Below are 16,030 nucleotides of genomic sequence, written 5' to 3'. Positions count from 1 at the left end.
TGGGTCTACCCAAGAAGGCGCTCAGACAACCGCCTCGCCACGTCGACCGCTGCGTACGTCAGGATGATCGACGCACCGGCACGGGCGATCGACAGCACGGCTTCGTCGAATGCGGCGTCGGCGTCGATCCAGCCGTTCGCGCCGGCGCCCGCGATCATCGCGTACTCACCGCTGATCTGATAGGCGACGACCGGTGCATCGGCGCGATCGGCGACGTCCCGGACGATGTCCAAGTAGCTCATCGCGGGCTTGACCATCACCATGTCCGCGCCCTCGTCGAGGTCGGCGAGCAGTTCACGCGCCGACTCGAGACGGTTTGCGGTGTCCTGCTGGTAGGTGCGGCGGTCGCCCTGCAGGGACGAGCCGACGGCTTCCCGGAACGGTCCGTAGAACGCGGACGCGTACTTGGCGGTGTAAGCGAGGATCGACACGTCGGTGAATCCGGCGTCGTCGAGGGCGGAGCGGATCGCTGCGACCTGGCCGTCCATCATGCCGCTCGGCGCGACGACGTGCGCACCCGCACGAGCCTGCGCGACCGCCATCGACTCGTAGCGCGGGAGAGTCGCATCGTTGTCGACACGCCCCTGGTCGTCGAGTACGCCGCAGTGCCCGTGGTCGGTGAACTCGTCGAGACACGTGTCGGCCATGAGAACCGTCGAGTCGCCGAGTTCGTCGCGCAGCAGACGCAGCGCGCGGTTGAGCACGCCGTCCGGGTCATCGGCTCCGGAACCGACTCCGTCTTTGTCTGCGGGCTCGGGGACGCCGAACAGCATCAGTCCCCCGACTCCGGCCGCGACCGCTTCGCGGGCCGCGACGACGAGAGAGTCGGGCGTGTGCTGCACGACGCCCGGCATCGACGAGATGGCACGGGGCTCCTCGATGCCGTCTGCGACGAACATCGGCAGCACCAGCTGGGCCGGGTGCAACCGGGTCTCGGCCACCAGCCGACGCATCGCCGGGGTGGTCCGGAGACGACGCAACCGAGTGAACGACGCACTCATGTCCGCCGCCCTCAAGACCGCGATCGACGGGACTTCTTGCGCGGCGGCGGCAGCGCGCCCTCGGCGCGCAGCTGCGCGGCGTGCGCAGCCAGCGCGTCGACCAGTTCGGGGACCGACGCACTCTCGGGCTGCACGTCCACGCGCAGACCGAACTCGATCGCGGTCTCCGCGGTCTTCGGGCCGATGCACGCCACGATCGTGCGGGCGTGCGGCTTGCCCGCGATGCCGACGAGGTTGCGGACAGTGGAGCTCGAGGTGAAGCAGACGGCGTCGAATCCGCCGGTCTTGATCATCTCGCGGGTCTCGACTGGCGGCGGCGCGGCGCGGACGGTTCGGTACGCGGTCACGTCGTCGATCTCCCAGCCGCGCTCACGCAGGCCTTCGGACAGGGTCTCGGTCGCGATGTCGGCTCGCGGCAGGAGGATGCGGTCCACCGGGTCGAAGACCTCGTCGTACGGCGGGAACTCCTCGAGCAGTCCGAGCGAGCTCTGCTCACCGCTCGGCAGCAGTTCGGGGTTGACGCCGAACGAGCGGACCTTGGCCGCTGTCGCGTCGCCGACGCAGGCGATCTTGACGCCGGAGAAGGCGCGGGCGTCGAGCCCGAACTCTTCGAACTTCTCCCACACGGCGCGAACCGCGTTGGTCGACGTGAACACCACCCACTGGTAGCGACCGTCGACGAGTCCCTTGACTGCGCGTTCCATCTGCGCAGGGCTGCGCGGCGGCTCGACGGCGATCGTCGGGACCTCACGCGGGATAGCGCCGTGCGACTGGAGTCGTTCACTCATGTCGCCTGCCTGATCCTTGGTGCGCGGCACCAGGATGGTCCAGCCGTACAGAGCCCGCGACTCCCACCAGGAGAACTTGGCGCGCGAGGTGACGACCTTGCCGATCGTCAGGACCAGCGGCCCGGTGAGAGCACTTCCCAGGTCGTTGACCGTGGCCAGGGTCGCCTCGATGGTGCGTTGAGCGCACGTGGTGCCGTTGACGGTGATCGCCACCGGGGTCTGCGGAGCCACTCCGTGCTCGGTCAGTGCGCTCGAGAGTTCCGCAAGGTGTCCGGCCGTCGCGTTCAGTACGAGCGGGCCGGGCGCTGCGGCCAGCGCCCCCCAGTCGACGTCGCCGCGGACGTCCGCCACGGTGTGTCCGGAGCCGATCGGCATGCCTGCGAAGCTCGGGACGACGGCGTGTGAGGGAATGCCCGGCAGCACCTCGAACGCCACTGATGTCCGCGCAACCGCGCCCATCTCGGCGAGTACCGCGTCGGCGCTCATCGGGTCGCCTGCCACGACACGGACGACGTTGACTCCGGTCTTGGCCTCGGCGACGAGGGTCTTCGCGACCTGAGCCGGTTCGCCGAGCGCGGGACGGATGACGTCGGGGCCCTCCTGCTCCTTGGCCTCGGCAGCTGCCTCGGCGGCCTTGCGGCCTGCGCGCGTCGGAACAGGTTCGGCCTTGGCGTGCGCCGAACCGATCAGCGCCACGACACCGGACGGTACGTCGGGATCGACGAACGCCGATGTGGCGTTGACCAGAATGTTCTGCGCTCGCACTGTGAGCAGGTCCGGATTTCCCGGACCCGACCCGACGAACAGAATCCGACCGGGTTTAGCATTCTTCGTACGGCTCATGCGTTCGCACTCTCCTGCCCCCGCCCTGGGGGCTGCAGTCCGTTCGGTGCTCTGCTCGCTGTCATGAGCACCGACTTGTCCTCTTACCGGAGTGCAGCGTCGCGCGAACCGTGCCCTACGCTTTGGGCACGTATTCGGCTGCGCCGAGCTCCAGCAGTTCGGCGGCGAGATCCTTACCGAGTTGCACGCCCCGCTCCAGCGGACCAACCGCCGAAGCGCGGATCACGTCCGATCCGTCCTCGGCCGCCACCCCCGCGCGGAGCGAGAGCTCGGCGAAGATGCGTCCGTCGGAGTCGATCGACTCGACCACCTCTGCGATCGCGCCGACCGGTGCCGTACATCCGGCCTCGAGGGCCGCGAGCACTGCACGTTCGGCGTCAACCGCTATGCGGGTGGACGGGTCGTCCAACTCGGCGAGTATTCTCACCAGTTCGGCATCGTCGGCGAGACACTCGACGGCCAGGGCCCCCTGTGCCGGAGCGGGAAGCATGACCACGGGGTCAAGCGCTTCGGAGACCTCATCGGCTCGACCGACGCGTACCAGTCCGGCTCGGGCGACCACTACCGCGTCCAGTTCCCCGTTCGCGACTCTGCCCAACCGAGAATCAAGGTTGCCTCGTAGGGGGCGGATTTCCAAACCGAGACCCTGTGCTCTAAGCTGTGCGGCCCTTCGGGGTGACGACGTACCGATCGTCGACCCCGCAGGCAGCTCACCGAGGACCAGGCCACCACGACTGACCAGGGCGTCTCTGGGGTCGACGCGTTCGGGTACCGCGGCCATCGCGAGGTCCGGCTCGGGAGCCGTCGGCAGATCCTTGTACGAGTGGATCGCGACGTCGCATTCGCCGTTGCGCAATGCGAGCCGGATCGCCGTGGTGAAGACGCCGACGCCGATCTGCGCGACCGGAGCCGTCGACGTGTCACCGGCCGTCGTGATGATCTTGAGTTCGGCAGGATGCCCGTTTGCGGTCAGGCGATCGGCGATCTGTTGAGCCTGGGTGGTCGCGAGCTGCGAACCTCGGGTGCCGATACGGATGGGTCGGTCGCTTGAGGCAGCGTTTGGCACAGTAGCCGTCCTGTCGTGTCGGGTCGTGATGAGAGTCGGTCGTGATGCGAGACGGGACGCGGTGACGTCAGTGCGAGTCGCGCTCGCCGGGCACCGGGATGCCTGTCTCGGACGCCGACACCGATTCGGCGGCGCCGGGCTTGAGCTCGAAGAGTTCACGGAGAGCTTCCGCGTAATGGTCACCGCGGCCGGTGGACGCCAATTGCTTGACGCGCACCGTCGGAGCGTGCAGCAGTTTGTCGGCCACCCGACGGACAGTCTTCGCGACCTCGTCGCGCTGGGCGGTGTCCAGGTCGGGCAGCCGGGACTGCAGACGCAGGATCTCGCCCTCGACCACCTCGGCGGCCTGCTGACGGAGGGCCGCCACGGTCGGTGTCACCGCCGCTTGACGCTGCGCGGCGAGGTAGTCGGCGAGTTCGTCCGTCACGATCGAGCGGGCGGCTATCGCGTCGTCCTGCGCCGCTTTGGTCTCCTCGTCGCCGCGGAGCCCTTCGATGTCGACGACGTGCACGCCGGGCAGTTTGACGACGGCGGCGTCGACGTCGCGCGGGATGCCGAGGTCGCAGATCATCAGCGGAGCCGGGTTGACTCGTCGTTTGAGCGCCGAGTGGACGGCTGCCACGTCGATGACCGAACTGACCGATCCGGTGCAGGTGACCACGACGTCGGCGTCGGTCATCGCGTCACTGAGGTCCTCGACGTCGCGACCGACTGCGGTGACCCCGTACCGTTCGGCGACGGTGGCAGCCACTTCGACGGCACGCTCGGAAGTCCGGTTGACGACCGTCAGGTGCTCGACTCCGTCTCCTGCGAGGCGGCTCGTCGCCAACGACCCCATGGCGCCTGCCCCGAAGACCACGGCGCGTTTCATCGGGCCGTGCTCGACGGACACGTTGCGCAGGGTCGCCGCCCGATGCAGTGCGACGGACACGACCGACGCGCCCGCCCGGTCGATACCGGTCTCGTGGTGGACGCGTTTACCCACTCGCAGCGCCTGCTGAGCCAGTTCGTGCAGGGTGCGGCCCGCCGACTTGTTCTGGTCGGCCTCGGTGTACGCCGTTCGGATCTGGCCGAGGATCTGCTGCTCGCCGACGACCATCGAGTCGAGTCCCGCCGCAACGGTGAACAGATGCTCGGCTGCAGCCTCGGAGTATCGGACGTATGCGTGGCCGGTCAATTCGGCGACCGTCATGCCGGTGTGATCGCCGAAGACGTCGCCGACGGCCTCGAGCGCCGGGTGAAACGCCTCGACGACGGCGTAGACCTCGACCCGGTTACAGGTGGAGACGAGCATCGCTTCGGATATCGCAGGCGACCGGACGAGCGATTCGACGAGCTTGGGGCGGTCGGTGTCGGAGACGGTGAGTCGTTCGAGGACCGACACCGGAGCGCTCCGATGGGACACTCCGAACAACAAGACACTCACTGCATCGCCCGTTTCCCGCCCATCGAGCCGACAACGCCCCTGCGGCGCCATCGTGATGGGCACATGTGTCTCCAGGCTAGATCACCGACGGCCCAGATGGCACCCCAGGCCGTGGGTGACAAGACAGACAATCGGCGCCGACGGTCAGCGGCGGATGTCGAGATCCGCACGCAGTCGTGGTTCGTCGACCTCCCAGTAGCCGTGCTCCTCGCCGTCGAGCACGATGACGGGCACGCGGTCGCCGTACTCGGCGCGCAGCGACGAATCGCCTGACTGAGCGGCTGCGTCGACGTCGACGATCGACGGTTCGAGCCCGTAGTCGGCGAGAACGGTGCGCAAATGCTGCTCGGCGGCGGCGCACGCGTGGCATCCGGCGCGCGTCATCAGTTCCACGGTGGCGTTCATGCCTGCGATTGTGCCAGCGTGCCAGCGCGGTGTCGCGCAACAGAACCGTCTGACGCCCGCCACGATAGGCTGGCTGCAGTGCACGGTGGAGCTCCGCTCGCAACGAATGGGAGGTGGCCGATGAGCCGCGATTGGATCGAGCCCGATCAAGAGATCACCCCCGACGATCCCGATCACGAGATCGCTTCGCACTACGAGGCCGCCGACGAGGAGAGCGACGATCTCCGCGAGGCGACCGAGCTCGAAGCCGAGCAGTTCGACGTCGACCACACCGAGGATCCCGACGGCGACGACGTCCGACACGACCGAGACGGTGCGCGGCTGCGCACCGAGGGCGAGCGTCCCGGTGACGAGATGCTCGGAGCCGAATGGACCGGACCGACCGACGACGACGAGTTCCACCGGATGACGGCGTGGCTCAACAAGCGGGCAGGCCGGTTCCGGCAGACCGCCGAAGAGCTCCGTCAGACGTTGGCCGGCGAGGCCTCCGCACGCGCCGCGATCGAGTCCCTCGGCAGCCGGATTCACGTCGATCAGCCCGGTCAGGTGCGGGACCTGACCGCGGCCGCATTCTTCGACGTCGACAACACCCTGGTGCACGGCGCGTCGATCGTGTTGTTCGCTCGCGGCCTGGCGCAGCGCAAGTACTTCTCGTACGGCGACATCGCGAACGTGGCGTGGCAGCAGGCCAAGTTCCGTCTCACCGGCCGGGAGAACCTGGACGACGTCGCGTCCGGTCGCGACAAGGCCCTCTCGTTCATCGCGGGCCGGGAGACGTCCGAGCTCGCGCAGTTGGGCGAGGACATCTACGACGAGTTCATCGCCGACAAGATCTGGCCTGCGACCGCTGCACTGGCCCAACGTCATCTGGACGCCGGACAACAGGTGTGGCTGGTGACCGCGACTCCCGTCGAGCTCGCGCAGACGATCGCCAAGCGTCTCGGATTGACGGGTGCTCTCGGCACCGTCGCCGAGAGCGTCGACGGCCGGTTCACCGGACGCCTCGTCGGCGACATCCTGCACGGACCGGGCAAGGCGCACGCCGTCCGGTCGATCGCGGTGCGCGAAGGCCTCGACCTGAAGCGCTGTACGGCTTACTCCGACTCGCACAACGACGTCCCGATGCTCTCACTGGTCGGTAACGCCGTCGCGATCAACCCGGACGCGGACCTCCGAGAGGTCGCTCGCGTCCGAGGCTGGGAGCAGTACGACTTCCGGACCGCCCGCAAGGCGGCGAAGTACGGAGCACGCTCGGCGATGGTCCTCGGTGCGGCGGGCGGAGCGGCTGCGGCTGCGACGCGCGTTCTGCGTAAGCGGCGCTAGCCGGGCCGCCCGGACCCCCCGGGGGGGGTCCGGTCTAGCCGATGTAGACGCTGCCGCGCCTGCTCAGCATGCGGAACAGTGTCTGCTGGATCTCTTCGCGGACGTGGTCGGTGACGTCGAAGACCACCATCGGGTCGTCGGCGGCCTGCTCGTCGTAGCCGTCGGTGGCTATCGGCTTGCCGAAGTGGATGTGCCACTTGGACGGGAGCGGGATCGCACCGAGCGGACCGAGCCACGGGAACAGCGGGGTCACCGGAAAATACGGAAGCCCGAGCGCCCTCGCCAACGGCTTCAAATCGGCGATCATCGGATAGATCTCCTCGGATCCGACGATCGACACCGGAACGATCGGAGCCTGCGTGCGGATCGCCGTCGTCACGAACCCGCCGCGACCGAAGCGCTGCAGCTTGTAGCGGTCCTTGTACAGCTTGCCGATGCCCTTGTAGCCTTCCGGCCACACCGCGGTCAGCTCGCCGCGTCGCAGCAGCGCTTCGGCGTCGCTGTTGCAGGCGAGTGTCGCCCCGACCTTGCGTGCCAGATCGCTCACGACAGGCGTCTCGAACGCCATGTCGGCTGCCAGAATGCGCAGATACCGCTCGTTCGGGTGGTTGTCGCGGACCGCTAGAGAAGTGATCACCGCGTCCACCGGAACCGACCCCGCGTGGTTCGCGACGAGCAGTGCGCCTCCAGACGACGGCAGGTTCTCGATACCGGTCACCTCGACTCGGAACCAGTTCTGATAGATCGGACGCAGGGCCGGGAACCAGACGGATTCGGCGAAGTGCGGGTCGAATCCGAATTCGTCCACTGTGTAGTCGCCGGTCATGCGTTCCCGGATGAAGCCCGATGTCGCCATGAGAGAGTCGGCGACGGCTCCACGGAGTCCACTGAGACTGAACAACGGCGAGTTCGTGACGGGGGCGACCGGCGTCGGCGACGGCTCGTCGCCCAGTTCGATTCCGTCTCGCAGCGGAGTGACCGGAGCCGCCGGGCGTCCGAAACCGTCGGTGTTCGGGTGTCCGGCCGGGGCGCGCCCGCCGATTCGGGGATCGGTGTAGAGGGCGATCACTTTCGCCGTCCGCGCATCGCCCGGCTCGTCTGCTGGCGTCATCGACCTCCCCCTCTCCACTGCTGCTGCGCTTCGGCTCTGCCGCTGCGGCCGTCTGCGTTACCGTCGCGGTCCATCGTACGTGCGCACAGCCTTGTCACTGCAGTGCGGTCGCCGCTACGACGGCCCGTGCTTCGAGGTCGCGCCACGCTGCCGCAGACACCAGCGGCGTGGTCTTTCCGCGGGTGACGAAGTCGTCCAAAGTCTGCGATGTCGTGTACTTCGGTTCGAATCCGAACTCGGTCCGCATGCGTGTGTTGTCCAGCACACGGCCATACGTCAGGTACCCGGTCGTGCCCGACCTCATCGTCGGCAGCGAGCCGTCGCGTAGGACGCCGATGATCGGCTGGATCATGCTCGCCGCTACCGGCAGCCGAACGTGTCCGGCCCGATTCACTGCCTGGGCGAGGCTCACCACGCCGTCGCCTGCGACGTTGAAGGTGCCCGGCCTCGAGTCGAGCGTCGCGTGCTCCAGCGCGGCCAACGCGTCCTCTTCGTGCAGGAACTGCAATCGAGGCGAGTAGCCGAACGCCGTCGGCACCACCGGCATCGACAGGTACGAACTGACTCGGGTCTTGATGCGCGGTCCCAGCATCGACTGGTATCGCAGGATCGTCACGTCGATGTCCTGCCGTCGACGGGACAGACCGCGGACGTAGCCCTCCACGTCGATGAGGTCACGGCCGTAGCCGCCCGTGGGTTCGCGGCGCGCGCGGGTCCCTTCGGCGAACATCGCGGGATCACTGCCGCTCGCTCCGTAGACCATCGAGGTCGAGCGCAGGATGAGCCGCTTGACGGACGGACTCCGCTGGCAGGCCGCGCACACCTGCATCGACCCGACCACGTTGAGTTCTTTGATCGCCGCCGAATGCTCTGCCGAGTCCATGATCGACGGGGCGGTGTGCACCACCGTGTCCACGTCGTAGGTGGCGATGGCCTTCGCAATGGCCGGTCTGCGGATGTCCAGGCGCAGGAACTCGGCGCGACCCATTCGGCGCATCAGATCCTTGCTCGGGATACGCGAGTCGACGGCGATCACCCGTTCGATCGCCGGATTCGCCGCCAGACGTGCGACGAGGTACCCGCCGAGAAACGACGACGCTCCGGTCACCAGGACCGAACGCGGGATGACCGGCTCCTCGCCGTCGAATTCACGCACCATGCGACCAGACTAGGGTGCCCGACTCCGATCGACCACCGGTGGCATCCGGGAAGCACCCCAGAGACAACGACCCTCCGAAACAAAGAACCCGCCCGGTGAGGGGCGGGTCTTCGATCACTTGCCGAGTTTACGACGCTGCACTCGGGTGCGGCGGAGCAGCTTGCGGTGCTTCTTCTTCGACATGCGCTTGCGGCGCTTCTTGATAACGGAACCCATGGGGCTCTCCCTCACGATCGATACGGATTACTGCCGCCCCGTGGACCGGCAATGCTTATCGGGGCCGTCGCCGACTCATGACATCCTCGCGGATACCGGGGCGACAGCGACCTGATGGTCGATGTTACCGCCCCGGTGAACACGAGGCGAAATCGGGCGGTCCCGATGTCCGAGCGTGAACACGCTCGGACATGCGCGAACCGCCTGCCGCACCGAGCGGCAGGCGGTGGTTCTCACGCCTTACGGGTGACTAACCTGCGTCGAAGTACGACGTCTCCAGGTACTCGTGAACTGCCTTCGCGTGCACGCGGAACGAGCGTCCCACGCGAACTGCGGGCAGTTCTCCATTGTGAACGAGTCGGTACACGGTCATCTTCGAGACCCGCATCAGGGATGCGACCTCTGCGACAGTGAGGAACTGCGACGCAGACGATGCGTTCGCAACTCCACGGTCGGCGAAGTCGTTCCGTTCTCCCGGCTTTTCTGCAGCCATGAATTTATAACCTCCGGTGCACGCATCGCGGCCACCGGCTTCCCCTCCGGCGGACATCAGACACGTACGTGCTGCGAGCAGCTTAGCGTGGCGGATGTGATTAGTGCGACGTGAGTGGCTCAGAAAGAGCCGATTTCGCCGACACGGACTCCCGCTGAGCGCAATCGTCGCTGGCAGCGACGTTATTGCCCGCCGACAACTGATTCTGGCGTGAACGGCGACGCAGGCCGCGAACCCTCAATGTCGGGTCGACGTGCCAGGCGTGCGCTGGCCTCGGCACAGGCCGACGCCGCTTCGTTGACCGCATGTCGCAGGCCGTGTCGCTCGAACTCGCGAAGCGCGGCGGCCGTCGTCCCGCCGGGCGACGTCACGGCCGCCCGCAGATCGACCGAGGTGAGCCCGGACTCGGCCAACAGCACACCCGCGCCCTTCACCGTCTGGACTGCGAGTTCTGCCGACTGCGCGCGCGTCAGGCCCAGCGAGACGCCTGCGTCGATCATGGCCTCGACCATCAAGAAGAAGTAGGCGGGACCCGAACCCGAGATCGCGGTGACCGCGTCGAGGGACTTCTCCGGAACCACCATCACCTTGCCGACCGACTCCAGGAGCCGGACCGCGACCGCGACCTGGTCGTCGTTCGCGTACCGCCCGGGACTGACCGCACACATCGCTTCGTTGACGAGCATCGGCGTGTTCGGCATGACGCGGATGACCGGCGACCCGGCAGGCAGCGCCGACTCGTAGCGGCTCGTCGGGAGCCCGGCGACGAGGGTGACGGTGACCCGCTCTTCGTCACTGTTGTCCTCCGCCTTGCTCAACGCCTGCAGGACACCGTCGACGGCGTCCGGCTTCACCGCTATGAACAAGACCTGCGCGCCGTCGGCCGCGTCCGCGATGTCGTCAGTGACACGCACCCCGTAGTCCTCGACCAACTCGGCCGACCGCTCCGCGAAACGCTCCACGACCACTAGGTCGCGAACCGGCTTGCCCGAGTTGATCAGACCGGCCAGAAGCGCCTCGCCGATCTTTCCGCCACCGACGATCGCTACTCGCTCGCTCATGTGATCACGTGCCTTTCGTTGACTGTGAGAATCAGGGCCGGTTGAGAATCAGGGCCGGCGAGGAATCAGGGCCAGCTGTCGCGAATTCGCGACGACAGCGCCCGTCGAGTCGAGCACCACGTGGTCCTCGTCGAACATGCCCTTGCCCACCTCGTGCGTCGACGACTCGAATCGCAGCCAGCCCGCTGCCGGCCTGCGCCGCACAAAGGTAGTCAGTTGCACCGTCGGCGCCCAGCCGAACATGCCGAGATTCATCAACACCGGCGGCGACACATCGCACACCAGCACCGGGAAGTCCCGGTCCAGATCGCTCGGTTGGTCCGCGGCCTCCTTGGGTCGGATCCACCCGCGAATCACCGGGTCGCCCCGTTCTCCGCGCCCCGCAGCGAACGTCGCAGCGTCGAGCACCATGTCCAACGCCGGACCGAGATGCATGACGTCGCCGAGTGCGGAGTCGTCGATCGACAGGCCGTCGTCGGCCGGCTCGACGGGAAGACCGTCGAGCAGACCGGGCAGTCGGTACGCCGCTTCGCCTGTGTCCACTCGTCCGAGGGTCACCGCCGACGACACCATCGTGCGTCCGCCCTGCGTCACGTCCACCCTCGCGAGGTTCACGGTTCGCCCGCGTTTGACGATGGACACGGCGACGTCGACCTCCGCAGGGTCGGGCGCCGCGAGATAGTCGCTCGCGATCGCGATCGCGGAGACGTCCTCCAACGCGGCCCGCGCGTCGGGATCGGCGAGGTCGAGCAGTGCCTCGCGGGCTGCCTTCGCCGCCAGCATCTGGACGCTGCCGCCGTGTACCTTCGGGCCGATCGTGAACGTCTGGTCGATCCGCGCCCGGTAGACGAGGTCGTATCCGCTCGAGTCGTCGGTCCCCGTCGGGTCGTCGATACGAGTCAGGTCGAGCAGGTCTCCCAGTTTCGTCATCGCACGCCTTTCACTGAGTCGCGATGCAGATGCGTACGAGCGAACTCCAGCGATCGCGCGAGCATCGCGGCACGTTCGTTCTTAGTCCGAGCCGATGTGGTGTGCACCTCGAGCACCACGGTGCCGTCGAAGTCGCCTGCGGCCAAGTCGTTGCAGATCTCGATGCACGGCTGTGAGCCGTCGCCGGGGATCAGGTGTTCGTCGTGTGCGGCACCGGTTCCGTCGGTGAGATGCAGGTGTTTGAGGCCTGCCCCCATCCGCGAGGCCATCGCGAGCGCATCGTGCCCAGCAGTCGCGACGTGCGACAGATCGAGGGTGTAGTTGTCGTAACCGGTCGCGGTCGGGTCGATGGGTTTGCCGAACGCCGACGCGCTGACGCCCGGCCCACCGCGGCGGGCCATGCGCTGCGACGACGTGGAACCGCCGCCGAACAGCCGATCGGCCCGCATCGGAAACATGTTCTCCACCGCGACCGACACGCCTGACGACGCTTCCAGCCCGGTGACCAGGTCGTCGAATGCCGCCACGTATTCGCGCTGCCAGCGGAACGGCGGGTGGACGACGACGGTCGAGGCCCCGAGATCCTCGGCGGCTTGTACCGAGCGCACCAGTTTGGCCTTCGGATCGCGGCCCCACACGCGCTGTGAGATCAGCAGGCACGGCGCGTGAATCGACAGCACCGGGACCTGATACTTCTGGGACAGGTAGGCGACCTGCCCGATGTCCTGACTGACGGACTCTCCCCAGACCATGAGTTCGACACCGTCGAATCCGAGGTCGGCGGCGTAGCCGAACGCCGCTTCGGTGTTCTGCGGATACACCGAGGCCGTCGACAGGCCGACCGGGATCTGGAACTGCAATCGGGTCAACGCGCGCGCACTACGGTTGCGCCGCGAGCAGGACGAGCGGCCCGATGGTCACCACCATGCCGACGCCGAGCGCCAGCAGGGTCGTCGGCAGGTCACGCTTACGCAGGACGTGAGCGAACGTGACGATCGCGAAGATCACCACGATCGCCAAGATCAAGGCCAGATAGACGTACCGCTTCCAGAGTTCGGTGAAACCCCAGAAGAGTCCGGCCCCGACCGCGAGACCCAGGATGAGCTCGCCGACGAACGTCAGCCAGCCCAACACCGGCGACGGTTCGGACTTCGCCGAAGCCCCGTCCCCAGTTTCCGAGTCCCCAGTTTCCGAGTCCCCAGTTTCCGAGTCCCCGGTGTCCGAGTCCTCGGTGCTCGAGTCTTCAGAGTGGGAGCCAGCAGCGCGGGAGCCGGCGGCGTGGGAGCCGGCAGCGTGGGAGCCCGGGGTGCGGGACTCCTTGCCCGTCACTGGACGGTCGGCGTCGACTGGTTCGATCGACTGAGTCGGCTGATCGTCGGCCATCGCCGCCCCGACGGGAGCCGTGCGTGCCGCTGGCCCGTCCTCAGCCAGGGCTTCGTCGGCGGTCTGGTCGTCGACCTTCTCGTGCGCGTCCTCGTGCCCCGCCCGGTCCTTGCCCGCCCGGCGCGCAGCCTTCCGCTCGGCCTTCTTCGCCTTCCGCGCGGCGCGACCGGCCAGGATGGATCCGCCGACGCCCGCCGACACGACGCCGACCGCGCCCGCGACCTTCCCGGTCTTCGAGCCACCGGCAGAGTCGGTGTCGTCGGAGTCGTCCTCGGCGACTTCGTCGTCGCCGGGGGCCTCCGTCACGTCGTCTGCGGCGTCCTCATCGTCGTCGACTCGGTCGTCGACGAGGGGAATCGCCGCCGTCTCCTCGAACGGCGAGGACTCGGCGGGGCGCCGCACCTGAACCATCGAGGACGAGTCCGCCTCGACCCTGCGGTACTCGGTGGCAGGCAGGTCGTCGTCGAAGAAGTCGTCGGCCTCGGCTGCGCGAACACCGTCGCGTTCGACGTCCGGGCCGTCGGGCACCACCGGGATGATGCCCGTCACGGCATTCGCGTCCGGGGTCGGACGCGGTGTCGTCGGCGGTGCGTAACCGGGCATGCCGCTCGCACCGACCGTGCGGGGGCCGGTGGAGTCGTCAGCTCGTTCGGGTGCCCGGTACGACGGCATTCCCGACGCAGTCGGCCCAGTCGTCGGGGTGTCGCGCCGATCGGGGCGGCGCACCGACATCGACTCCGAGCGTGGAAACGCATCGTCGCCTTCGGATCGCGCGATCAGCTCCGACACTGTGATCGGCTTCGACTCCGGTTCGGATTTGTCCGCCATGTGGTGGCTCCGTCCTGGTCGTCAGTTCATGGTCTGGTCTGGTCGGCCGTGGGGTGTCAGGCCGTGGCCGGTACTGCAGTGGCCTGTCTTCCGGTGGCCTGTCGTGCGGTGGTCTCTCAGGCGATCGTCATGGCGCCTGCCTGCTCGGAATCAAGGCGACGCAGGATGACCCCTTCCCGCAGCGCCCATGGACAGATATCGAGTGTATCGACTCCTAGTGCACGCATCGCGGTCTCGGCGATCAACGCGCCAGCCACGATCTGCGGAGCACGGTCCGCACTGACCCCTTCGAGCTCGGCCCGGTCGGCCGTGGTCATCCGAGAGATGAAGGCGGTGAGCTGCCGCAGACCACTCACAGTCAGAGTCCGTTTGACGCGCGGGCCTGCACCCGAAGGCGCAGCTCCGGTCAGTCGGGCGAGCGACCGGAAGGTCTTCGACGATCCGACGGCGAGATCGGCCTTGCCTGCGCCGCGCAACTGCTTCGCAGGCTCTTTCAACTCGGCGTCGAGCCAGTCGCGGAGCACCGAGACGCGGCGACGACTCGGCGGATCGCCGTCCAGCCATTCTCGAGTGAGTCGACCCGCGCCGAGCGGGAGCGACAGCGCCACATCCGGCTCTTCGTCGACGCCGTTGGACATCTCCAAGCTCCCGCCGCCGATGTCCAGAGCGAGGATGCGTCCTGCACTCCACCCGTACCAGCGTCGGACCGCGAGCGAGGTGAGCCGCGCTTCGTCGATGCCGTGCAGTACTTCGATGTCCAGGCCAGATGCGTCCTTGACCTTGCGCAGCACGTCGTCGCAGTTCGTCGCGTCTCGGACGGCGGACGTGGCGAAGGCCATGATCTGTTCGCACCCCGACGAGTTCGCGATGCGCGTGAACTCCTCGGTCGTGTCGACGAGCGCCTGGGACCCGGACTCGCGCATCCGTCCGTCGTCGTCGATCTCCTCGGCCAGCCGCAGCACTGCTTTGGTCGAGCTCATCGGACTGGGGTGACCACCCCGATGCGCATCGACAACCAGCAGATGCACGGTGTTGCTGCCCACGTCGAGCACTCCTAGTCGCACTGGTTCAAACTACTCGGCGATGCACGCGGGCGCGAGTCACGACTACGGTAGACGCGCAGTGTCGAGAGGAATCCCCGTGTCATCACAGCAGCCGTACCCCGCCCCCGCCCCTGAAGTCGGTCTCGATTTCGCGCGGGAGTGGTACGAGTTCGTCGACCCCGCCGACCCCGAACACCTCGTCAGCGCCGACCTCACCTGGCTGCTGTCCCGGTGGACGTGCGTGTTCGGCACTCCGGCGTGCCAGGGCATCATCGCCGACCGCCCAGACGACGGATGTTGCACCCACGGTGCATATCTGACCGACGACGACGATCGCGAACGTCTGGCCGCAGGTGCGGCGATGCTGTCGCCCGACGACTGGCAGTTCTACGCCGACGGGTCCGGAGACGATCCGCTCGGACCGAACGGCTACCTCGAGGAGAACGAGGACCTGGACGGCGAACCGGCACTGAAGACGCGGTTGCACGACGGCGCCTGCATCTTCTTGAACCGGCCGGGCTTCCTCGCCGGGCAGGGATGCGCACTGCACTCGATGGCCTTGCGCACCGGTGTGGAACCGCTCACCGTCAAACCCGATGTGTGCTGGCAGCTTCCGATGCGACGCGAGCAGGACTGGGTGACCCGCCCCGACGGCACCGAGATCCTGAAGACCACCCTCACCGAGTTCGACCGACGAGGGTGGGGAGAGGGCGGACACGACCTCGACTGGTACTGCTCGGGATCGCCGGACGCGCATACCGGCGCGACACAGGTGTTCGAGTCGTACCGTCCCGAACTCGTCGAACTGATCGGCGAACCCGCTTATGAGATCCTGGCCGACGCCTGCCGCCGCCGCGACCAACTCGGTCTCGTCGCCGTGCATCCGGCGACTGCGGCCGCTACCTCCCGCGGTGATCGGGATCTGAAGTACGAGCGGATGTAGCCTCGGGGCTC

At 67.6% G+C, this 16,030-nt stretch carries 15 protein-coding genes and 1 pseudogene; 2 read left to right on the top strand and 14 right to left on the bottom strand.

The features are described from left to right. Positions 1-5: 5 nt before the first annotated feature. The 5 genes from hemB to L5G32_RS07155 all read right to left on the bottom strand — a co-directional run bounded on the left by hemB (position 6) and on the right by L5G32_RS07155 (position 5,529). Positions 6-1,001, bottom strand: coding sequence for a porphobilinogen synthase (gene hemB / locus L5G32_RS07175; RefSeq protein ID WP_237010347.1), 996 nt, complete (start codon positions 999-1,001; stop codon positions 6-8). Between the two features lie 11 nt (positions 1,002-1,012). Then, on the bottom strand, positions 1,013-2,632 hold the full coding sequence (locus tag L5G32_RS07170) for a bifunctional uroporphyrinogen-III C-methyltransferase/uroporphyrinogen-III synthase (RefSeq protein WP_237010346.1): 1,620 nt from the start codon (positions 2,630-2,632) through the stop codon (positions 1,013-1,015). Positions 2,633-2,747: 115 nt separating this feature from the next. Beyond that, positions 2,748-3,698: a hydroxymethylbilane synthase gene (hemC, locus tag L5G32_RS07165; RefSeq protein WP_237010345.1), complete on the bottom strand. Its 951-nt coding sequence runs from the start codon at positions 3,696-3,698 to the stop codon at positions 2,748-2,750. A 67-nt stretch (positions 3,699-3,765) separates the two neighbouring features. Then, positions 3,766-5,124 carry a glutamyl-tRNA reductase gene (locus L5G32_RS07160; RefSeq protein ID WP_237010344.1) on the bottom strand — a complete coding sequence of 453 codons (1,359 nt, stop codon included), beginning with the start codon at positions 5,122-5,124 and terminating at the stop codon, positions 3,766-3,768. 144 nt (positions 5,125-5,268) lie between these two features. Then, complete coding sequence (locus tag L5G32_RS07155) at positions 5,269-5,529, bottom strand: glutaredoxin family protein (RefSeq protein WP_237010343.1); 261 nt, start codon at positions 5,527-5,529, stop codon at positions 5,269-5,271. 120 nt (positions 5,530-5,649) lie between these two features. Between L5G32_RS07155 and L5G32_RS07150 the strand changes: the two genes are divergently transcribed. Next, entirely contained in the window at positions 5,650-6,852 is a 1,203-nt protein-coding gene (locus L5G32_RS07150; protein WP_237010342.1) for an HAD family hydrolase, read from the top strand. Between the two features lie 34 nt (positions 6,853-6,886). Here L5G32_RS07150 and L5G32_RS07145 read toward each other — a convergent pair whose 3' ends face one another. From L5G32_RS07145 to L5G32_RS07105, 9 genes and pseudogenes are all read right to left on the bottom strand, one after another. Next, positions 6,887-7,963 carry a lysophospholipid acyltransferase family protein gene (locus L5G32_RS07145; RefSeq protein ID WP_237010341.1) on the bottom strand — a complete coding sequence of 359 codons (1,077 nt, stop codon included), beginning with the start codon at positions 7,961-7,963 and terminating at the stop codon, positions 6,887-6,889. Between the two features lie 94 nt (positions 7,964-8,057). Then, positions 8,058-9,122 carry an NAD-dependent epimerase/dehydratase family protein gene (locus L5G32_RS07140; RefSeq protein WP_237010340.1) on the bottom strand — a complete coding sequence of 355 codons (1,065 nt, stop codon included), beginning with the start codon at positions 9,120-9,122 and terminating at the stop codon, positions 8,058-8,060. Between the two features lie 114 nt (positions 9,123-9,236). Beyond that, complete coding sequence (locus L5G32_RS07135) at positions 9,237-9,338, bottom strand: 30S ribosomal protein bS22 (RefSeq protein ID WP_003402602.1); 102 nt, start codon at positions 9,336-9,338, stop codon at positions 9,237-9,239. A gap of 250 nt (positions 9,339-9,588) precedes the next feature. Beyond that, positions 9,589-9,831, bottom strand: a complete 243-nt coding sequence (locus L5G32_RS07130; RefSeq protein WP_008377474.1) for a helix-turn-helix domain-containing protein — start codon at positions 9,829-9,831, stop codon at positions 9,589-9,591. 182 nt (positions 9,832-10,013) lie between these two features. Then, a pseudogene (gene proC, locus L5G32_RS07125) lies at positions 10,014-10,901 on the bottom strand (pyrroline-5-carboxylate reductase); the annotation flags it as partial. A 39-nt stretch (positions 10,902-10,940) separates the two neighbouring features. Next, positions 10,941-11,822: a thioesterase family protein gene (locus L5G32_RS07120; protein WP_237010338.1), complete on the bottom strand. Its 882-nt coding sequence runs from the start codon at positions 11,820-11,822 to the stop codon at positions 10,941-10,943. Continuing rightward, positions 11,819-12,682 (bottom strand): sugar phosphate isomerase/epimerase family protein, encoded by an 864-nt coding sequence (locus L5G32_RS07115; RefSeq protein WP_372491660.1) that lies wholly within the window; start codon positions 12,680-12,682, stop codon positions 11,819-11,821. The genes L5G32_RS07120 and L5G32_RS07115 overlap by 4 nt, the downstream gene beginning before the upstream one ends. A 19-nt stretch (positions 12,683-12,701) precedes the next feature. Further along, positions 12,702-14,033, bottom strand: a complete 1,332-nt coding sequence (locus L5G32_RS07110) for an Rv0497 family membrane protein (protein WP_237010336.1) — start codon at positions 14,031-14,033, stop codon at positions 12,702-12,704. A gap of 116 nt (positions 14,034-14,149) precedes the next feature. Then, complete coding sequence (locus tag L5G32_RS07105; RefSeq protein ID WP_237010335.1) at positions 14,150-15,097, bottom strand: Ppx/GppA family phosphatase; 948 nt, start codon at positions 15,095-15,097, stop codon at positions 14,150-14,152. Positions 15,098-15,116: 19 nt separating this feature from the next. Between L5G32_RS07105 and L5G32_RS07100 the strand changes: the two genes are divergently transcribed. Beyond that, complete coding sequence (locus tag L5G32_RS07100) at positions 15,117-16,019, top strand: DUF3109 family protein (RefSeq protein WP_372491649.1); 903 nt, start codon at positions 15,117-15,119, stop codon at positions 16,017-16,019. Positions 16,020-16,030: the final 11 nt, after the last annotated feature.

This window comes from Gordonia zhenghanii, assembly GCF_021738965.1.
Classification (GTDB): domain Bacteria; phylum Actinomycetota; class Actinomycetes; order Mycobacteriales; family Mycobacteriaceae; genus Gordonia; species Gordonia zhenghanii.
Note: the sequence above shows the minus strand (reverse complement) of the source record. Positions and strands in the feature narration are given on the sequence as shown.

Bases quoted from the DNA above. Each gene is read 5' to 3' on its own strand.
- L5G32_RS07135 (WP_003402602.1), bottom strand. From the start codon at position 9,338: ATGGGTTCCGTTATCAAGAAGCGCCGCAAGCGCATGTCGAAGAAGAAG.
- L5G32_RS07130 (WP_008377474.1), bottom strand. From the start codon at position 9,831: ATGGCTGCAGAAAAGCCGGGAGAACGGAACGACTTCGCCGACCGTGGA.
- L5G32_RS07150 (WP_237010342.1), top strand. From the start codon at position 5,650: ATGAGCCGCGATTGGATCGAGCCCGATCAAGAGATCACCCCCGACGAT.
- L5G32_RS07145 (WP_237010341.1), bottom strand. From the start codon at position 7,963: ATGACGCCAGCAGACGAGCCGGGCGATGCGCGGACGGCGAAAGTGATC.
- hemB (WP_237010347.1), bottom strand. From the start codon at position 1,001: ATGAGTGCGTCGTTCACTCGGTTGCGTCGTCTCCGGACCACCCCGGCG.
- L5G32_RS07100 (WP_372491649.1), top strand. From the start codon at position 15,117: ATGCACGCGGGCGCGAGTCACGACTACGGTAGACGCGCAGTGTCGAGA.
- L5G32_RS07170 (WP_237010346.1), bottom strand. From the start codon at position 2,632: ATGAGCCGTACGAAGAATGCTAAACCCGGTCGGATTCTGTTCGTCGGG.
- L5G32_RS07140 (WP_237010340.1), bottom strand. From the start codon at position 9,122: ATGGTGCGTGAATTCGACGGCGAGGAGCCGGTCATCCCGCGTTCGGTC.
- L5G32_RS07120 (WP_237010338.1), bottom strand. From the start codon at position 11,822: ATGACGAAACTGGGAGACCTGCTCGACCTGACTCGTATCGACGACCCG.
- L5G32_RS07155 (WP_237010343.1), bottom strand. From the start codon at position 5,529: ATGAACGCCACCGTGGAACTGATGACGCGCGCCGGATGCCACGCGTGC.
- L5G32_RS07110 (WP_237010336.1), bottom strand. From the start codon at position 14,033: ATGGCGGACAAATCCGAACCGGAGTCGAAGCCGATCACAGTGTCGGAG.